This window comes from Helicobacter sp. 16-1353, from assembly GCF_003288815.1.
Lineage (GTDB): Bacteria > Campylobacterota > Campylobacteria > Campylobacterales > Helicobacteraceae > NHYM01.
This window is the reverse complement of the sequence record NZ_NHYM01000002.1, coordinates 38,234-56,083: the sequence shown is the minus strand read 5'-3', so window position 1 is coordinate 56,083 and position 17,850 is coordinate 38,234. Positions and strand designations below refer to the sequence as shown.

Sequence of the window (17,850 nt, the reverse complement as noted above, 5' to 3'; positions counted from 1 at the left end):
TAGAATATTTAAAAAATTAATATTTTTGAAATAATAAGCTTTATTTTTAAGCTTCATTTAAGTGTTAGATATGTATTATTCTATTTCCTTATTTGACAGAAAACAAAATCACTAAACTATGTAGAATCTTTATAAGTTCTATAGTATTTGTTTTGTCTAAATTTGGATGTTCTATGTTTAAATATTAGTATATTTTGTAAGTAATCATACTATGAGATATATAATTATTTATAGGTAGTGATCTTTGACAACTAAGCAAGATAAACTAACAAATTAAATGTATTTATTATTTATTTATATTTACAGAATTTAGTTTATTGATTTAAAATACAACTTGTCTATTAATTTTATATTTATTATGAAATTAAACTTTGATTTTATATTGAGCTAAATTATGGATTAACTTTTCATTTTTACGGAGAGTTTGATCCTGGCTCAGAGTGAACGCTGGCGGCGTGCCTAATACATGCAAGTCGAACGATGAAATTTCTAGCTTGCTAGAAGTGGATTAGTGGCGCACGGGTGAGTAATGCATAGGTTATGTGCCCTTTAGTCTAGGATAGCCACTGGAAACGGTGATTAATACTGGATACTCCTTACGAGGGAAAGAATTTCGCTAAAGGATCAGCCTATGTCCTATCAGCTTGTTGGTGAGGTAATGGCTCACCAAGGCTATGACGGGTATCCGGCCTGAGAGGGTGAACGGACACACTGGAACTGAGACACGGTCCAGACTCCTACGGGAGGCAGCAGTAGGGAATATTGCTCAATGGGGGAAACCCTGAAGCAGCAACGCCGCGTGGAGGATGAAGGTTTTAGGATTGTAAACTCCTTTTCTAAGAGAAGATTATGACGGTATCTTAGGAATAAGCACCGGCTAACTCCGTGCCAGCAGCCGCGGTAATACGGAGGGTGCAAGCGTTACTCGGAATCACTGGGCGTAAAGAGCGCGTAGGCGGAATAATAAGTCAGATGTGAAATCCTATAGCTTAACTATAGAATTGCATTTGAAACTATTGTTCTAGAGTATGGGAGAGGTAAGTGGAATTCTTGGTGTAGGGGTAAAATCCGTAGAGATCAAGAGGAATACTCATTGCGAAGGCGACTTACTGGAACATTACTGACGCTGATGCGCGAAAGCGTGGGGAGCAAACAGGATTAGATACCCTGGTAGTCCACGCCCTAAACTATGAATGCTAGTTGTTGCCTTGCTTGTCAGGGCAGTAATGCAGCTAACGCATTAAGCATTCCGCCTGGGGAGTACGGTCGCAAGATTAAAACTCAAAGGAATAGACGGGGACCCGCACAAGCGGTGGAGCATGTGGTTTAATTCGAAGATACGCGAAGAACCTTACCTAGGCTTGACATTGATAGAATCTGCTAGAGATAGCGGAGTGCCACGCAAGTGGAGCTTGAAAACAGGTGCTGCACGGCTGTCGTCAGCTCGTGTCGTGAGATGTTGGGTTAAGTCCCGCAACGAGCGCAACCCTTATCCTTAGTTGCTAGCAGTTCGGCTGAGCACTCTAAGGAGACTGCCTTTGTAAAAAGGAGGAAGGTGAGGACGACGTCAAGTCATCATGGCCCTTACGCCTAGGGCTACACACGTGCTACAATGGTAAGCACAAAGAGAAGCAATATTGCGAAATGGAGCTAATCTCAAAAACTTATCTCAGTTCGGATTGTAGTCTGCAACTCGACTACATGAAGCTGGAATCGCTAGTAATCGTGAATCAGCAATGTCACGGTGAATACGTTCCCGGGTCTTGTACTCACCGCCCGTCAAACCATGGGAGTTGTATTCGCCTTAAGCCGGGATGCTAAAATAGCTACCGTCTACGGTGGATGCAGCGACTGGGGTTAAGTCGTAACAAGGTAACCGTAGGTGAACCTGCGGTTGGATCACCTCCTTTCTAGAGATTTAATATTAACTTTATTGTTAATATTATTAAATAAGTATGTTTTTTTGTTAGCTTGCTTAGTTGTCAGAGATTACTAATTGCCTAGTAACTAATTATTTAGGGGCTTATAGCTCAGGTGGTTAGAGCGCACCCCTGATAAGGGTGAGGTCGGAGGTTCAAGTCCTCCTAAGCCCACCATTTTATGGGGAATTAGCTCAGCTGGGAGAGCGCCTGCTTTGCACGCAGGAGGTCAGCGGTTCAATCCCGCTATTCTCCACCAGAATCTATCTTTAAAGAATCTAATTTTAAGGTCTAAATATGAGATTCCAGAATCTTATATTTAGACTTTATGTCTAGCGTTATTTTAAAATTTATTGTCAATAGCCAAATATAAAAGACTACAATAAGTTTTGTTTAATTTAATAGATTAAACAAGGCAGTGATAGAATTAGAATATGTAATCAAATAAGCTTTTAAAGAGCAAATGGTGGATGCCTTGGAAGTCAGAGGCGATGAAGGACGTACTAGGCTGCGATAAGCTATGGGGAGTTGCCAAGAAACTTTGATCCATAGATTTCCGAATGGGGAAACCTAACTAATAGAGATATTAGTTGCCTTATATAAGGAGCAAACCTAGGGAAGTGAAACATCTCAGTACCTAGAGGAAAAGAAATCAATTGAGATTCTCTTAGTAGCGGTGAGCGAACGGGGAAGAGGGCAAACCAAGTGCTTGCACTTGGGGTTGTGGACTGCAATATCCACTAAAATAACTTAGCAGAATTACTTGGAAAGGTGAATCATAGAGGGTGATAGTCCCGTATGCGACAAGTTATTTTTAGGTAGCAGTATCCAGAGTAGGTCAGGACACGAGTAATCCGGACTGAAGCAGGGGAGACCACTCTCCAACCCTAAATACTACTGACTTACCGATAGCGAACAAGTACCGTGAGGGAAAGGTGAAAAGAACCGCAGTGAGCGGAGTGAAATAGAACCTGAAACCATTTGCTTACAATCATTCGGAGCACTATAGTGAGTCCCTTTGAGGAATTAAGTGGGGGGGGGTAGATTATTATCTTTCTCTACTACCTAGTTTCTCTTTTTATTATCAATAATAAGGAGGAAAATTATGGGAAAAGGGAACTCAAATCCAAACTATCCTTCCACAACAGGTAACCCTAGTGGTGGTGGTAGGGGTAATACACCTAAAGGCAAGTAATGTAAATTTTACTATTGCATGTAAAGTTAGGCATTAAATTAAGATTTATAAGTAATCAATAGATAATTTTATAATTTTTATAGATTCTTATAAATCTTGTTTGTTTTGTGGTGCAATTCTTCAAAGGGGCTCACTAGTGTGACGGACTGCCTTTTGCATAATGATCCTGCGAGTTGTGGTATCTGGCAAGGTTAAACTAATGTGAAGCCGTAGCGAAAGCGAGTCTTAACGGGCGTTTAGTCAGATGCTGCAGACCCGAAGCTAAGTGATCTATCCATGGCCAAGTTGAAACGAGTATAATAGCTCGTGGAGGACTGAACTCGTACCCATTGAAACGGGTTGGGATGAGCTGTGGATAGGGGTGAAAGGCCAAACAAACTTAGTGATAGCTGGTTCTCTTCGAAATATATTTAGGTATAGCCTCAAGTAATAGTAATAGGGGGTAGGGCTCTGATTGGGCTAGGGCTGCTCACCGCGGTACCAACCCCTGTCAAACTTCGAATACCTATTACCGTATCTTGGGAGTCAGGCGGTGGGTGATAAAATCAATCGTCAAAAGGGGAACAACCCAGACTACCGAATAAGGTCCCAAAGTTCTATTCTAAGTGGAAAAAGATGTATAGTTACTTAGACAACCAGGAGGTTGGCTTAGAAGCAGCCATCCTTTAAAGAAAGCGTAACAGCTCACTGGTCTAGTGATTGTGCGCTGAAAATATAACGGGGCTAAGATAGACACCGAATTCGTAGATTGTGCTGATGCACAGTGGTAGAAGAGCGTTCGTATCTGCGTTGAAGCCATACCGGCAAGGAATGGTGGAGCGATGCGAAGTGAGCATGCAGGAATGAGTAGCGATAAAATATGTGAGAATCATATTCGCCGTAAATCTGAGGTTTCCTACGCGATGCTCGTCATCGTAGGGTTAGTCGGGTCCTAAGACAAGTCCGAAAGGGGTAGTCGATGGAAAATAGGTTAATATTCCTATACCAACTATTGTGCGTGATGTGGGGACGCATAGGGTTAAATGAGCTAGCTGATGGAATAGCTAGTCGAAGTGCGTAGATTGAGAGATAGGCAAATCCGCTCTTGTATTCGAAACATTACAGGCTCTTTGAAGTCTTCGGACAGATAGGAGAATCATTGATACCGTCGTGCCAAGAAAAGCCGCTAAATTTAACAATAGTTGCCCGTACCGTAAACCGACACAGGTGGATGAGATGAGTATTCTAAGGCGCGTGAAAGAACTCTCTTTAAGGAACTCTGCAAACTAACACCGTAAGTTCGCAATAAGGTGTGCCTAAGCAATTAGGTCTCAGCAAAGAGTCCCTCCCGACTGTTTACCAAAAACACAGCACTTTGCAAACTCGTAAGAGGAAGTATAAGGTGTGACGCCTGCCCGGTGCTCGAAGGTTAAGAGGATTAGTCAGTCAGCAATGACGAAGCTTTGAATTGAAGCCCGAGTAAACGGCGGCCGTAACTATAACGGTCCTAAGGTAGCGAAATTCCTTGTCGGTTAAATACCGACCTGCATGAATGGCGTAACGAGATGGGAGCTGTCTCAAAGAGAGATTCAGTGAAATTGTAGTGGAGGTGAAAATTCCTCCTACCCGCGGCAAGACGGAAAGACCCCGTGGACCTTTACTATAGCTTGGTACTGCAGATGGGAATATTATGCGCAGGATAGGTGGGAGACTTTGATATCTTTACTCCGGTGGAGATGGAGTCACCCTTGAGATACCACCCTTAATATTTCTGTTTGCTAACTGGCTTGAGTTATCCTCAAGCAGGACAATGCCTGGTGGGTAGTTTGACTGGGGCGGTCGCCTCCTAAAAAGTAACGGAGGCTTACAAAGGTTGGCTCATTGCGGTTGGAAATCGCAAGTTGAGTGTAATGGTATAAGCCAGCTTAACTGTAAGACATACAAGTCGAGCAGAGACGAAAGTCGGTCATAGTGATCCGGTGGTTCTGTGTGGAAGGGCCATCGCTCAAAGGATAAAAGGTACCCCGGGGATAACAGGCTGATCTCCCCCAAGAGCTCACATCGACGGGGAGGTTTGGCACCTCGATGTCGGCTCATCGCATCCTGGGGCTGGAGCAGGTCCCAAGGGTATGGCTGTTCGCCATTTAAAGCGGTACGCGAGCTGGGTTCAGAACGTCGCGAGACAGTTCGGTCCCTATCTGCCGTGGGCGTAGGAAAGTTGAGGAGAGCTGTCCTTAGTACGAGAGGACCGGGATGGACATGCCACTAGTGTACCAGTTGTTCTGCCAAGAGCATCGCTGGGTAGCTACGCATGGTTGTGATAACCGCTGAAAGCATCTAAGCGGGAAGCCAACTCCAAGATTAACTTTCCCTGAAGGTCGCAGGAAGACTACCTGCTTGATAGGGTAGATGTGTAAGCATAGTAATATGTTTAGCTGACTACTACTAATAGACCGTTCGGCTTATTTACATTCTAGTTTTAGGCACTGCCTTGTTTAGTCTATTGTTTGGCTATTGAACTCTATAAAAAGAGAAAATAAAGAATATCGCATTTGCGGAATCTTAGATTCTGTATTTCGCATAGATTCTTGGATATTTTAGGATTTTATAATTTTAAATTCTTTTAAGATTCTTGGCAGATTTTTTGGATATTTTTTATTTTCTCTTTTCCTTGTGTTTATAGAAAGAAGGACACACCCAGCTCCATCCCGAACCTGGCAGTTAAGCTTCTTCTCGCTGATGATACTGCACTTTTCAAGTGTGGAAATGTAGGTTGATGCAGGGATAGAGAATAAATTTTAAAATAATTCTTTTTTTTTAATTCTTTTTACCTTAATATTTTTACAAAAATCGAATTGTTTTGAAATTTGATTTTTTGAAATTTGATTTATTAAGTAGTTCTAGCTGTTCCTCAAATCTAGATACAAGATTTGGGCAATATTTTCTAAGAGATTCCATATTGTCTTTAGTTGCAAACTTGCCCTCGAAGTATCCATATCGCACAAGATAAATGTTGTTATTGAAATTATCTAAAGAATCGAATACTTTTGGGTTAAATGCAAGAAGAGCAAATCCTGCACGATGCAATCCCTCCAATTCATCTTTCAATTCCCGCTCTTTAAAGTAGCCAAAGATACTCAAGCCAGTCCTATAAGTAAACTCATTGTTTCCATAATCAGTTTTCACAACAACTTCGTGGTGTAATTGCCTTAACAATTTTGCCTTTTCATATTCCGAGAGGGCAAAAAAAGATTCTAAATCTGCAAATGGCGTAAGGTCTACTTTCCTTTGTTCTGCCATTTCTTTTGCGATTTTTTCTTGTTTTCTGTTATCCCAACACGTCCACATCCACAACAATATAATAGCACAGAAAAATACCATCAAAAACACTTTTTTAGCACTCATTTCAACTTCATTTGAAATTATAGGAGATAAAAAGCACACTACAAGTATGTATGCAAGTATGCATGAGAGACACCCCATTATGAGCATATATTTTATATCATTCCAGAATATATATAAAAATATAAGCACCATTATGAATAAAATAACCACCACAAGCCAACCCATTACACCTCTCCTCAATAAAATAATTTAATCAACATATTTAATTAGCCTATAAACTTTTTAGCATTTTAATACTTCCTAGTCTTGTATCACACTTTGCCATTTTATATTTTTTGCGATTGATTTGCTATTGCCCTTGCTTTATTGGCAACAAAGGCTTTTACAAAATCTTTTGTTGCCTACTTGCCTTAATGATTTTGTTTTTTTTGTATTCCAATAAGGTAAAAAAGATTCTAAGTTCGCAAATGGCGTAAGGTTTACTTTCTTTTTCCTTCCCCTTTTCCTTTCTTGTCCCACAATATCTCCCACAACCCTGATATAGCCCCCAATATCATAAATACAAGCCCTTCAAACATGAGTGTAACCCCCCCCCCTTCTGCACTAATTATATTTGTATTCCATAGATATAAACTAAACATAAACACCATTAAGAGAATCGCATACATTATCTCCACATTACCCTCCCAAAAATAATTTTCTCTTAAAAACCAAATATTACAAAAAAAAAAAAACGATTTGTCAAGGCACCAAAGCCCACATTTTTAAAGAATCTTTAAAGATTCTACGCATTTTTATTGACTTATACCCCTTGCAAATATATAATTAAAACTTAAGAATTAAATTTTGGAGGAAACTATGAAAACTTTAGTGCGACTTTTGGCTATATTTGCGATTTTTATTAGCTTTGCTTTTGGTGTGGATATTAATACAGCAAGTAAAAAAGAACTGATGAATCTAGATGGTATTGGTGATAAAAAGGCAGATGCGATTATCGAATATCGAGCCAAAAATAAATTCAAATCTATCGAAGATATTAAAAATGTCGATGGCATTGGCGATAAACTCTATGAGAAAATCAAAAAAGATATTTCTGTGGGTCAGTAGTTTCTAAATAGATATAAGAATCAAAAATGGATTCTTGTATCAAAATAGATTTTTAAATACAATATAAAATTATGCAAGGCTAGATTCTTTAGCTTTGCTTTTGCTAGAATGATGTAGATTCTAAAATCTATACTATAGATTTTAAGAACTCTCAAAGATTTTATATCTTAAATCCTTTTAATTTTTTCAAGATTCCTATGGATTCTAATGTTTTATCTCTAGCATATTATTTTCTAGTTTCTTATAATTTCTTGGGCATTTCTACAACAAAAGGTTTCTATGGCTTTTTATTAAATGCCCCTATTTTCAAAAACTTGATATTTGCTCGAATAGTTAATAATTCTAAAATATTTAATAAACGCTTTAAAGGCTTTCTGTGCTAAAACAAATGCAAGATTATATGTTTAATTTTCTTAGTTTCCTAACAGAATACCATATTTATATTATTGGATTTTTAGCCTTGATTATATTGTGGCTAATATTCACATTATGTAAAAAAATCTTACTAATCAAAAAATTACGACAAGCAAACTTGCAACAAGGAGAAAATCTCAACAATATTTATGCCCTATACCAGCAAACAAAAGAAGCATTGGCAGAGCAAACCAAAGAAGCCAATAAATTCTATCGACTACATCAGCAAATGCTTAAAAAAGAATCCAAGCGAGAACAAAACGCTAAGTATTTTAGAGAGCAGAAACAGCAAGAGCAAGAACTACTAGAATACCAAAAAAGCTTTGAGTATAAACTATATTTAACTAAAAATTCCAAGATTGATATTAAAAAAGGACTTATGGGAACGCAAGAATTTATGATTTATAGAGAATTGATTTTTTGTAAAAATATTACAAATAATTTTATTATTTTCCCGCAAATCTCACTTAAATCTTTTGTAAAAAACGAATGTCAAGAAGATGAAGTGTGGAAAGTGTATTCTAATCTCGTTGCAGATTTTTTATTTGTTATAAAGGATTTTAAAGACAAAACTACCAAACCTTTTGCCATATTAGAGTTTAATGGTAGCGGACACTTTGGAAATAGCGATGAAGAAAAAGAAAAAATTAAAGAAAGAGATATAATTAAAAAAGAAGTGGCTGACAAGATTGGGTTACAGATATACACAATAGAAGGCGAAGCAATTTATCAAAAAGACAAATGCTACATAGATGAAAACCTTTTAAAAAACGAGATTGAAAAACTATCTAATCACCTTAAAGAGCAACTTGAAAGTAAAACTTGCTAGAGATTTTATATTTACTTTATAGGATTCTTGGGGTTTTTATGCTACTTTTTGATACAAGAATTATCCTAAAACTCTCAAGATTCCACAAAAACTCTAATCAAACTTTTTAAAATTTGTTTTGTTTCTTAAAAATTTGGTGAAATTCTCTCCATCTACAATGTTTCATACTCTGCCAAGTGCGACTAAGTCGCTATGTTAGAGCAAGGTGGATTCTAGCTTTGTGATTTTTTCTCCGCACAATCGCTAGAATCTAGCTCTAAAGTAAGCAGTTTTTAACCTCCCTAAGATTCATTAAATCAAATATAAAACTTGATTTGCAAAACTTTAAGATTTTTAAATTACACGAAGCCACGCTTGGTAAAATATTTTGTCTCCCAAAAATATTTAGGTATGAGCCTCTCATAAATAAAAAGTGCGATAGACTAAGTAAATTTAGTAAAATTTACGAAATAAAATCAATCTAGATATTTATAAATATTTGTAAAAGAATTTTTATAAGGATTCTTAGTTGCGAGATATAAAGCTGGAATCTTATTAATATTGTTGCTAGATATACGGATATTTGGCAAATGCCTAATCTTTAAATAAATTTCTAGCCTTTAGAATTGTATCGCCCATTGCATTTTTGATAAGATTTGATTTAAAAGTCAAAGTAGAATCTATAACTTAAAATTCCTAGAATCTCATAGAGAATCTTTAAGATTCCTTAAGATTCTTATACATTTAAAGTAGATTCTACTTACCAAATCGCTATAACCACATTTCCCATCATATGGGATTTAAAGCTTTTTACAAGCATAGAAAAGGTCTATATATTTTTCGCTATCATTGCCATTTTAATATTTATTTGCCTAATTTATATAGCGACATTAAGACAATTCTTGCTGTTTGGCTTGTTTTTAAGATATTTATTATAGTCGCTCCCACTTGAAAATCCCGCCACTAAAACTAATCTTTTAATATAAAAAACGATTTGAGGGTGAAAATGAATAATATTTAGTGGGTTTATGAGAATATGCTAAAAGTGAGATTCTACCTTAGAATCTAACTTTTTTATTAAGATATTAAGATTCCTTACGCTTTCATATCAATCACATAGCGGAATTTCGCCTTGCCGGTGAGAAGATTCTCATACGCCATATCAATTTGATTGCTTTTGATTATCTCGGTTTCTGGGTAGATTTTATGTTTTAGCGAGTAATCAAGCATTTCTTGCGTCTCTTTCATACCGCCGATTAGTGAGCCATAGACCTTTCGTCCACCACTAAAGACTAGATTCGCCACGCTTATTTGCATATTTGCATCAGTCGGCGGAAGTCCCACGATAGCCAGCTCCCCGCCAAATCGCAAGAGATTCACATATGCATTTATATTGTATTTTGTTGGAATGGTCGAAATAATAAAGTCAAATCGCTCATCAACGCCCTTCGTATCGGTATAAAGTCGCTTTACGCCTAGCATTTCTGCCTCTTGCTTTTTCTTGTCATTCCTTGCAAAGACGCTCACCTCCGCACCAAATGAAAGTGCATATTTCACAGCCATCACCCCAAGTCCGCCAAATCCAGCCACAGCGACTTTATCGCCTTTTTTCACGCCGCTAAAGCGGATTGGCGAGTATGTGGTTATCCCCGCACATAAAAGCGGAGCGACTTTGTCGAGTGGTGCGTCCTTTGGCACGGTTACGGCGAACTTCTCATTTACCACGATATTATTCGAGTATCCGCCGTAGGTTGGCTCATTTGCGTGGTAGTGATCTTGGCAATTGTAAGTGAATACGGCATTTTTGCAGAACTGCTCTTGGTTTTTCTTGCACGAGTCGCATTCCCCACATGAATTTACCATGCACCCCACACCAGCATAATCGCCCACTTTGAACTTGCTGACATTTTTGCCAACTGCGATTACTACGCCGGCGATTTCATGTCCGGGCACCATTGGGTAGATTCCCGGAGCCCATTCGCTTTTTGCAGAGTGTATGTCGCTGTGGCAGATTCCAGCAAATAAGATTTCTATCAAAATATCATTTTCTCCCACAGAGTGGCGAGTGAATGAGTATGGTTCAAATTTGCTGTCTTTTGTGGATACCGCAAAGCCGTTTGCGGAGATTCTCTCTCCGTTTTTAAATTCGTTTAAGATTTGTTCTTTCATTTTTTTCTCCTTTTAATTTTTTAGGCGAATAAATTCGCCTTTTTTAAGCTGTGAAGCCACACCTCACACGAGATTCTTTAAAATTGCAATGCAATTTTAGTAACTTTTTAATTTCGTGCGGTAGCACCAAATAAGGGCGGTGGATTGGAAAAGTTTTTAAAATCTTTAGCCTTTAAAATAAACATTATACAATTAAAAATGTCTTTTAAATAAACTTTTTTAATTTTCTTTGAATCTATCGCCCACTACACTTTTTTTGAGTGCCAAAGCACAAGCTAGATTCTACTCATTTTTCCCATATTCACATATTTTAAAGCCAAATACACCTAAAGCGAAGTGTTTTTAAGATATTTTACCAGAAACTTCGCTTCGCTTGTTTTACCAGAAACTTCGCTTCGCTTGTTTTGAGGTGATTTTGTAAGTTGTGTAGATTCAAGCAAGGAGATAGGACTTATCGCCTATCGACAATAGCTAAGAATCAAACTCTTACAAAAGCTCAAAACCACGCTCTATAGCGTTTTCATATCAATCACATACCTAAACTGCACTTCGCCTTTTGCGACCCGCTGATACGCCTTATTTATCTCGCTGCTTGTGGCTTTGATGACCTCGACATCTGGGTAGATGTTGTTGGCAATCGAGTAGTCTATCATCTCTTGGGTGATTTCCACACCGCCGATTAGGGAGCTGTAAATCTTTCGCCTAAAGTTCCAAATAGTCGTATTGCCATCAAGCGAAGGATTATCAGCGTGAGATGGAAGCCCCACAATCGCCATTTCGCCATCTAGCTTCAACATTTTTTGATACATATTTATATCGTATTTATATGGAATGGTCGAGATGATAAAGTCAAATTCGCTTGAGAGATTTTCGAAATCCTTTGGCTTATTGACATTGAAATATCGCTTCACACCCATTTTTTGTGCGGCTTTTCGCTTGTCATCTGTGGTGTCAAAGACGCTTACCTCCGCCCCAAGCGAAATCATATATTTTACCGCCATATGCCCCAATCCGCCGAATCCTGCCACAGCGACTTTCTGCCCCCTTTTAACCTTGGAGTATTTAATCGGTGCAAATGTCGTAACCCCCGCACACAAAAGCGGAGCTACTCGCTCTATCTTGGCATTTTGCGGGACTTTTATGGCGAACTTCTCGCTTAGGACGATGTTATTTGAATATCCGCCCATTGTGTTTTCGCCCCCGTGGAATACATCGTTGCTGTTGTAGGTGAAGACGGTCTTGGCATTCTGGCAGAATTGCTGCTCGCCATTCTTACACATCTCGCATTCCCCACATGAATTCACCATGCACCCCACACCAGCGTAATCGCCCACTTTGAATTTACTGACATTTTTGCCTACCGCAGTTACCACACCGGCGATTTCATGTCCGGGCACCATTGGGTATTTTGCCTCTCCGTGGTCGCCTAAAACCGTGTGTAAATCGCTGTGGCAGATTCCAGCGTAAAGAATCTCAATCAAAATATCATTATCGCCCACCGGGTGGCGAGTAAAGCTATGGGCTTTTAGCTCATATTTTGGACCAAATGCGGCAAATCCGCTGGAAGTTATCCGCTTACCCTCGCTTACTTCTTGCAAGTTTAATGCTCTTAGATTCTTAGAATCTAGCTTAGTTTGGTTTGCGTTTAAGTTAGTTCCAGCTACTCCAGCTAATGCCATTCCACCGGCTATCCCGCCAACAACTTTGGCAGAATCTTTGATAAATTTTCGCCTACTATTATTATTTTTCATCACAATAACCTTTATTGAGTTTTGTAAATTTCTACAATCTAAGATTTATATTCCTAGCACTATTTACTAAACAATGCTTTAATAATAAGGAGAAACGATTGTTGTATTTTATTATCCAATATAACAAGATATTCAAGCTAACAAGCTAGAAATTAAATCTTAAGGTGTTTTAAAATTTACACCCTAATTATATGACTAAATATAAAATAGAAGGTAGAATAAAACTCCAATATTATTGCCTAATTATGCAATTTATCTAAACAGCATTTTCTTTTAATTGTTCAATATGTTTTTTTGGCGGTATCCCAAATAATCTCACATACTCTCTACTAAACTGTGATGGAGATTCATATCCAACTTTAAATGCTACATCGCTAACATTAATATTTTGTTTTAATAATATTTGTTTTGCCTCTTCAAGGCGAATCTTTTTTTGAAATTGTAATGGGCTTAAAGCTGTAATTCGTTTAAAATTATGATATAAGGAACTCTCGCTTATGTCTAATTGATACGCCAATTCTCGCATATTTATAGGATTTGAAAAATTACTTTTTATCGTAAGTATAGCTTTAACAATTTTATTTGTAATAGAGCCATTTATAACATATTGTTTTAAAAACTCTCCACTATTGCCACTAAGCAGTATGTATAGAATCTCTTTTATTATCAAAGGCGACATAAAATCAATATGACTTTGCGGAGATAAAAGGAGTTTTGATAATCGTAAAATTGGCTCTAATAACTCTTCATTTGCTTCACCAAAATACAATCCTTTGCTAGGTTTTTGATTAATTGGATTTTTATCAAAATCTTTTAGGGTGTCATAGATTTGCTCTAATGTAAATTTTAGTGATATGCCAACATAGGGCTTTTGTTTTGAAGCCTCTAATATTTTCACATATGCAGGGACATGAGTGGATACGAGTAGATATTTTGTTTTATTATAGGTATATACATTTTTAGCAAAACTAACAGATTTTGTGCCTTGTAATGCAAAACAAATAGATGGTTGATAAATATATAATGAAAATTCATCTGTGTTTGTTCTAGAAAATAAATCTAAAGAAGGAATCTTATTTTCTGCATCAATAGGCGTTTGATATAAAATAAAATCAACCAATTCATCTATTATCTCATTTATTCTACTTGTAGGTTTGTTCATAATAATTCCTTTTTTGGTTTGGTTAAGATTCTACAATAAAAATAATTAAGATTTTTTCAAAAATTAAATAAAAGCGTGAAACCTTAGGCTACTAAGATACCAAAATATAAGAAATTAAAAGAATATTAAGAATTTAAAATACTTAGTGGTTTTTAAAACTTGGAGAATTAGGCAAGAAATCTATAGATTTTATTCTATCACTTCGCCCTTACTTCGTTTTATAATTTCTTTAGATTCTTTGGAATCTGCATTTTTGATATTGAAAGGAAGCATATGGAAAATCGGCGGAAATTTTTAAAAGATTCTGCAAAAATTAGCGGAATCTTGGCTCTAAGCGGAGCATTTGGCGGAGCGATTGGCAGGAATCTATTTGCAAAAGATTCCACGAACATCGGGAATCTAGCAAGTGCGAATCCTGCAAATAACACAATAAACTCAATGAAAGGAACAAACATGAAATATATAAAATTAGGGCAGAGCGATTTGAGCGTATCGCGGATTTGCCTAGGGTGCATGACCTTTGGGAAGCCGCAGAGTAGCAACCAAACTTGGCTTTTAGACCAAGCCAAGAGCGATGAGATGATAAAGCGGAGTTTGGAGCTAGGCATAAACTTTTTTGACACCGCAAATACTTACAATGGCGGGACTAGCGAGGAATTCTTAGGCAAGGCGATTAAGAAATTTGCCAAAAGAGAAGATGTGATTCTAGCGACAAAAGTGCATTTTAACGAGGGCAAACTCTCTTATAAGGCGATAAAGAGGGAGATTGATGGGTCGCTAAAACGGCTTGGCACGGATTATGTGGATTTGTATATCACGCACAGATTTGACTACACTACACCGGTCGAGGAGACGATGAGGGCGTTAGATGAGACGATTAGGGAGGGCAAGGTGCGGTATATCGGCACTTCGGCGATGTTTGCATATCAATTTTATAAAATGCAAGAAATCGCAAGGCAGAATGGCTACCACACATTTATCTCTATGCAAAATCACTATAATTTGATTTACCGCGAAGAAGAGCGAGAGATGATGCAACTCTTAGAAGAGGAAAAGGTAATGATGACCCCGTATTCCCCACTTGCAGCTGGGAGGCTCGCTAGGTCGTGGAGAGCGAACACGGAGCGAAGCAAAAACGATAATTTTGCCAAGCAAAAATACGATAGAAATGAGAAAATCGATGAGCCGATTTGTAGGCGGGTAGAGGAGATTAGCAAAAAATATGGCGTCTCAATGAGCGAAGTCGCCCTAGCGTGGCTTTTATCTAAACCGCTTGTAGCATCGCCGATTGTGGGGGTTACTAAGATTTCACATTTAGAAGATGCAGCAAAATCTGTGAATTTGGTTTTAAGTCAAAGTGATATTGCGTATTTGGAGGAGTTATACGAGCCACACGAGGTAGTCGGGGCGATTAGACCTTAAAGCTAGGATTTTGTTTGCTTTGGGGGATTTCTTGGCTTTGGGATTTTTTGATTTCTCAGCTTTGGGTATTCAATTTGAACGAACGCCGAGCTAGTTGGCGTCGTCATGGACACTTTAGTTCTATTCTTAGCCAACCAGCACGGCATTCGTCTAAAGCAACACCGCAAATCCAAGGCAAATGTGGAATCTAAGGCAATTGTTATAAATCTTATGTGAGGCGCGAATCTCACACATAAAAGGGCGGTGGTTGCAAACAATAATTATTGAAAATGCGGTTTTTAATCCACATAAAGGGCGGTGGGTGGGAAAACGAGCGAAGCGAAGTTTCCTGCCATAGATTTAAAAAAGATTTTAAAAGTATGCTTTTAAAATATCCTTGCAAAAAACTAAAACAAGAAACTTGTAAAAATTAAGTTTTTATTCGGCGGAGGGCTTCGCCCTCGTCTTTATCTAATCCCACCCACCGCCCTTTTTATGCGAATCTTTAAAACTAAATTCTAATAATTAATTTTCACACTCGCCACCCTATTTTTATGCGAAGCAAGATAGTGATGAGGTCAATTATAAAAAGCCCTTAATTTTGTCGATTTCACAGCAAAACAAAGGGGGAAATATGTGGCAAAATATGTGGATTATATATGCCCTACTTGCGGCGTTTTTTGCCGCGCTTACTTCGATATTTGCAAAAGTCGGCATAACAGGCGTTAATGCGGATTTAGCCACTGCGATACGAACGGCGGTTGTGTTAGTTTTGGCGTGGGTATTTGTGTTTGTGGCTGGGTCGCAGAGCGAGATAGCGGAGATTAGTAAAAAAAGCTGGATATTTTTGATTTTATCAGGCGTTGCCACAGGGTTTTCATGGCTCTTTTTCTATCGAGCGTTGCAGCTAGGAGAGGCGTCAAAGGTCGTGCCTATCGATAAATTCAGCGTTGTTATTACGATGATTTTAGCATTTATATTTTTGCAAGAGGCGGTGAGCCTAAAAGTCATCATCGGCGGAGTTTTAATCACGGCTGGAACTTTAATTTTAGCGTTTTAGTTTGCTGGATTTCTCGGCTTTGGGTATTCAATTTGCGTAATCTCCCACCCAGTTCGCTCGTCATAGACTCCAAGTCTTATTCCTCCCAAACAGGGCGAGAGATTACGCAAAGCAACACTGCAAATCCAAGGCAAATGTGGAATCTGTGCTAGATTCTGTTGCGAATCTCACAAGAATCTAATAAAATCCCAAATAGAATCTTAAATAAATATTACACATTTTTCACTAAAATCAGTGGCATCTAAAAAGCCCAATTAGGGGAATCTTAGCAAAAAAACTAAAAGAAAGTAGAAAAAAATGAAAAAAATCACTATTTTATTAATTTGTTTTATATTCGCTATAATAGCCCTTGTGGGCGTTAGCGAGATTTTTATCAAAGGAAAAAATATGAACGAAGAGCGGATTATTAATTCACCACATTTTAAAAATGGTAGATTCCACAATATAGAGCCAGTTGCCACGACTTTCGAGAACGAGGGCAAGAAAAAAGATTCTATGCTAAAAATTATGCTTGATATTTTTATCACTGGCGAAAAGCCCAAGAATATCCCAGCCATAAAGAGCGATTTGAAATCTTTGGGGAAAAAGGATTATGTAGTGTGGTTTGGGCATTCGTCGTATTTACTGCAGGTTGGTGGGAAGCGGATTTTGGTAGACCCCGTATTTGGAAGGGCATCGCCAGTGCCTTTCATCAATAATCCATTCAGTGGCACGGATATTTACCATGCTGAGGATTTGCCAAATATCGATTATTTAGTAATCACGCACAATCACTACGACCACTTAAGCAAAAACGACATAAAAGCCCTAAAATCTAAGGTCAAAACGGCGATAGCTCCGCTTGGCGTGGGGAAATATCTGCGTAATTGGGGCATAGAAAATATTATTGAATTAGATTGGAATGAGGAATATGTGGAATCTGGAGCCGATAAAAACGATAAAATCAGCGGAATCTCCGGCAAAATCACTAAAAGCACGGCAAACGAAACCGATAAGCCCAACAAATCCAGCGATTTCAAAATCTTTTGCCTAACTGCAAAGCATTTCTCCGGTCGCAAGATTTTTGATAGTAATGCCACGCTTTGGGCGTCGTTTCTAGTGGAAATTATGGGCAGAAAGATTTATATCGGCGGAGATTCTGGCTATGGAGGGCATTTTAGAGAGATTGGGGAGCGATTTGGGAAAATCGACTTGGCGTTTTTAGAAAACGGGCAGTATAACGAGAATTGGCGTGAAATTCATATGTTTCCACAAGATGTGCTAAATGCAGCAAATGACCTAAATGCCACTTCTCTATTCCCCGTGCATAATTCTAAATTTCGAATTTCTTTGCATAGCTGGAATGAGCCTTTAAGCGAGATTTCAAAGCTACACAATAGCAAAAAATACGAGAAAATCGAGCTTTTAATGCCACAAATCGGCGAAATCGTCCCATTATGGGAGAAATACAATTATAAAAAATGGTGGGAAGGCGAATTAAATATTTGATAAATAAGAATCTTGATGAAAATACTAAAATATTTTTAAGGATTCTATTTTA

The 17,850-nt window shown here is 38.1% G+C and carries 10 protein-coding genes, 2 tRNA genes and 3 rRNA genes; 10 read left to right on the top strand and 5 right to left on the bottom strand.

Features of this window, described 5'->3' with window-relative positions:
- Positions 1-412: 412 nt before the first annotated feature.
- From CCY99_RS01580 to rrf, 5 genes are all read left to right on the top strand, one after another.
- Positions 413-1,910: ribosomal RNA gene (locus CCY99_RS01580) — 16S ribosomal RNA — on the top strand.
- Between the two features lie 109 nt (positions 1,911-2,019).
- Positions 2,020-2,096: transfer RNA gene (locus tag CCY99_RS01575), tRNA-Ile, on the top strand.
- 6 nt (positions 2,097-2,102) lie between these two features.
- Positions 2,103-2,178 (top strand) — tRNA-Ala (locus tag CCY99_RS01570).
- A 183-nt stretch (positions 2,179-2,361) separates the two neighbouring features.
- A 23S ribosomal RNA gene (locus CCY99_RS01565) occupies positions 2,362-5,563 on the top strand.
- Between the two features lie 199 nt (positions 5,564-5,762).
- Positions 5,763-5,878 (top strand): 5S ribosomal RNA (rrf, locus tag CCY99_RS01560).
- Together the 16S, 23S and 5S rRNA genes with 2 tRNA genes alongside form the textbook arrangement of a ribosomal RNA operon.
- Before the next feature lie 56 nt (positions 5,879-5,934).
- Here the strand turns inward: rrf and CCY99_RS01555 are convergent.
- Positions 5,935-6,663 carry a hypothetical protein gene (locus tag CCY99_RS01555; RefSeq protein WP_112059657.1) on the bottom strand — a complete coding sequence of 243 codons (729 nt, stop codon included), beginning with the start codon at positions 6,661-6,663 and terminating at the stop codon, positions 5,935-5,937.
- A 633-nt stretch (positions 6,664-7,296) separates the two neighbouring features.
- Between CCY99_RS01555 and CCY99_RS01545 the strand changes: the two genes are divergently transcribed.
- Positions 7,297-7,545 carry a helix-hairpin-helix domain-containing protein gene (locus CCY99_RS01545; RefSeq protein ID WP_112059655.1) on the top strand — a complete coding sequence of 83 codons (249 nt, stop codon included), beginning with the start codon at positions 7,297-7,299 and terminating at the stop codon, positions 7,543-7,545.
- A 20-nt stretch (positions 7,546-7,565) separates the two neighbouring features.
- Here CCY99_RS01545 and CCY99_RS09790 read toward each other — a convergent pair whose 3' ends face one another.
- Positions 7,566-7,700 carry a hypothetical protein gene (locus tag CCY99_RS09790; RefSeq protein ID WP_258442984.1) on the bottom strand — a complete coding sequence of 45 codons (135 nt, stop codon included), beginning with the start codon at positions 7,698-7,700 and terminating at the stop codon, positions 7,566-7,568.
- A 221-nt stretch (positions 7,701-7,921) separates the two neighbouring features.
- On the opposite strand from CCY99_RS09790, the gene CCY99_RS01540 reads away from it, so the two are divergent.
- Positions 7,922-8,788, top strand: coding sequence for a DUF2726 domain-containing protein (locus tag CCY99_RS01540; protein WP_112059654.1), 867 nt, complete (start codon positions 7,922-7,924; stop codon positions 8,786-8,788).
- A 1,074-nt stretch (positions 8,789-9,862) separates the two neighbouring features.
- On the opposite strand, the gene CCY99_RS01535 is transcribed toward CCY99_RS01540, so the two are convergent.
- The 3 genes from CCY99_RS01535 to CCY99_RS01525 form a co-directional block, all read right to left on the bottom strand.
- The gene (locus tag CCY99_RS01535) at positions 9,863-10,936 is read right to left on the bottom strand and encodes an NAD(P)-dependent alcohol dehydrogenase (protein WP_112059653.1); all 1,074 of its coding nucleotides are present in this window, start codon (positions 10,934-10,936) and stop codon (positions 9,863-9,865) included.
- Between the two features lie 509 nt (positions 10,937-11,445).
- Complete coding sequence (locus tag CCY99_RS01530; protein WP_258443078.1) at positions 11,446-12,534, bottom strand: NAD(P)-dependent alcohol dehydrogenase; 1,089 nt, start codon at positions 12,532-12,534, stop codon at positions 11,446-11,448.
- Between the two features lie 409 nt (positions 12,535-12,943).
- Positions 12,944-13,849 carry an AraC family transcriptional regulator gene (locus CCY99_RS01525; protein ID WP_112059652.1) on the bottom strand — a complete coding sequence of 302 codons (906 nt, stop codon included), beginning with the start codon at positions 13,847-13,849 and terminating at the stop codon, positions 12,944-12,946.
- Positions 13,850-14,122: 273 nt separating this feature from the next.
- Between CCY99_RS01525 and CCY99_RS01520 the strand changes: the two genes are divergently transcribed.
- The 3 genes from CCY99_RS01520 to CCY99_RS01510 all read left to right on the top strand — a co-directional run bounded on the left by CCY99_RS01520 (position 14,123) and on the right by CCY99_RS01510 (position 17,798).
- Positions 14,123-15,271, top strand: a complete 1,149-nt coding sequence (locus CCY99_RS01520; protein ID WP_258442980.1) for an aldo/keto reductase — start codon at positions 14,123-14,125, stop codon at positions 15,269-15,271.
- 613 nt (positions 15,272-15,884) lie between these two features.
- On the top strand, positions 15,885-16,310 hold the full coding sequence (locus CCY99_RS01515) for an EamA family transporter (RefSeq protein ID WP_258442978.1): 426 nt from the start codon (positions 15,885-15,887) through the stop codon (positions 16,308-16,310).
- A 297-nt stretch (positions 16,311-16,607) separates the two neighbouring features.
- Positions 16,608-17,798, top strand: coding sequence for an MBL fold metallo-hydrolase (locus tag CCY99_RS01510; RefSeq protein WP_112059651.1), 1,191 nt, complete (start codon positions 16,608-16,610; stop codon positions 17,796-17,798).
- The last annotated feature ends 52 nt before the right edge of the window (positions 17,799-17,850 follow it).

Coding starts and splice junctions, on each gene's coding strand:
- CCY99_RS01520 (WP_258442980.1), top strand. CDS start 14,123: ATGGAAAATCGGCGGAAATTTTTAAAAGATTCTGCAAAAATTAGCGGA.
- CCY99_RS01510 (WP_112059651.1), top strand. CDS start 16,608: ATGAAAAAAATCACTATTTTATTAATTTGTTTTATATTCGCTATAATA.
- CCY99_RS01525 (WP_112059652.1), bottom strand. CDS start 13,849: ATGAACAAACCTACAAGTAGAATAAATGAGATAATAGATGAATTGGTT.
- CCY99_RS01535 (WP_112059653.1), bottom strand. CDS start 10,936: ATGAAAGAACAAATCTTAAACGAATTTAAAAACGGAGAGAGAATCTCC.
- CCY99_RS01555 (WP_112059657.1), bottom strand. CDS start 6,663: ATGGGTTGGCTTGTGGTGGTTATTTTATTCATAATGGTGCTTATATTT.
- CCY99_RS01515 (WP_258442978.1), top strand. CDS start 15,885: ATGTGGCAAAATATGTGGATTATATATGCCCTACTTGCGGCGTTTTTT.
- CCY99_RS01545 (WP_112059655.1), top strand. CDS start 7,297: ATGAAAACTTTAGTGCGACTTTTGGCTATATTTGCGATTTTTATTAGC.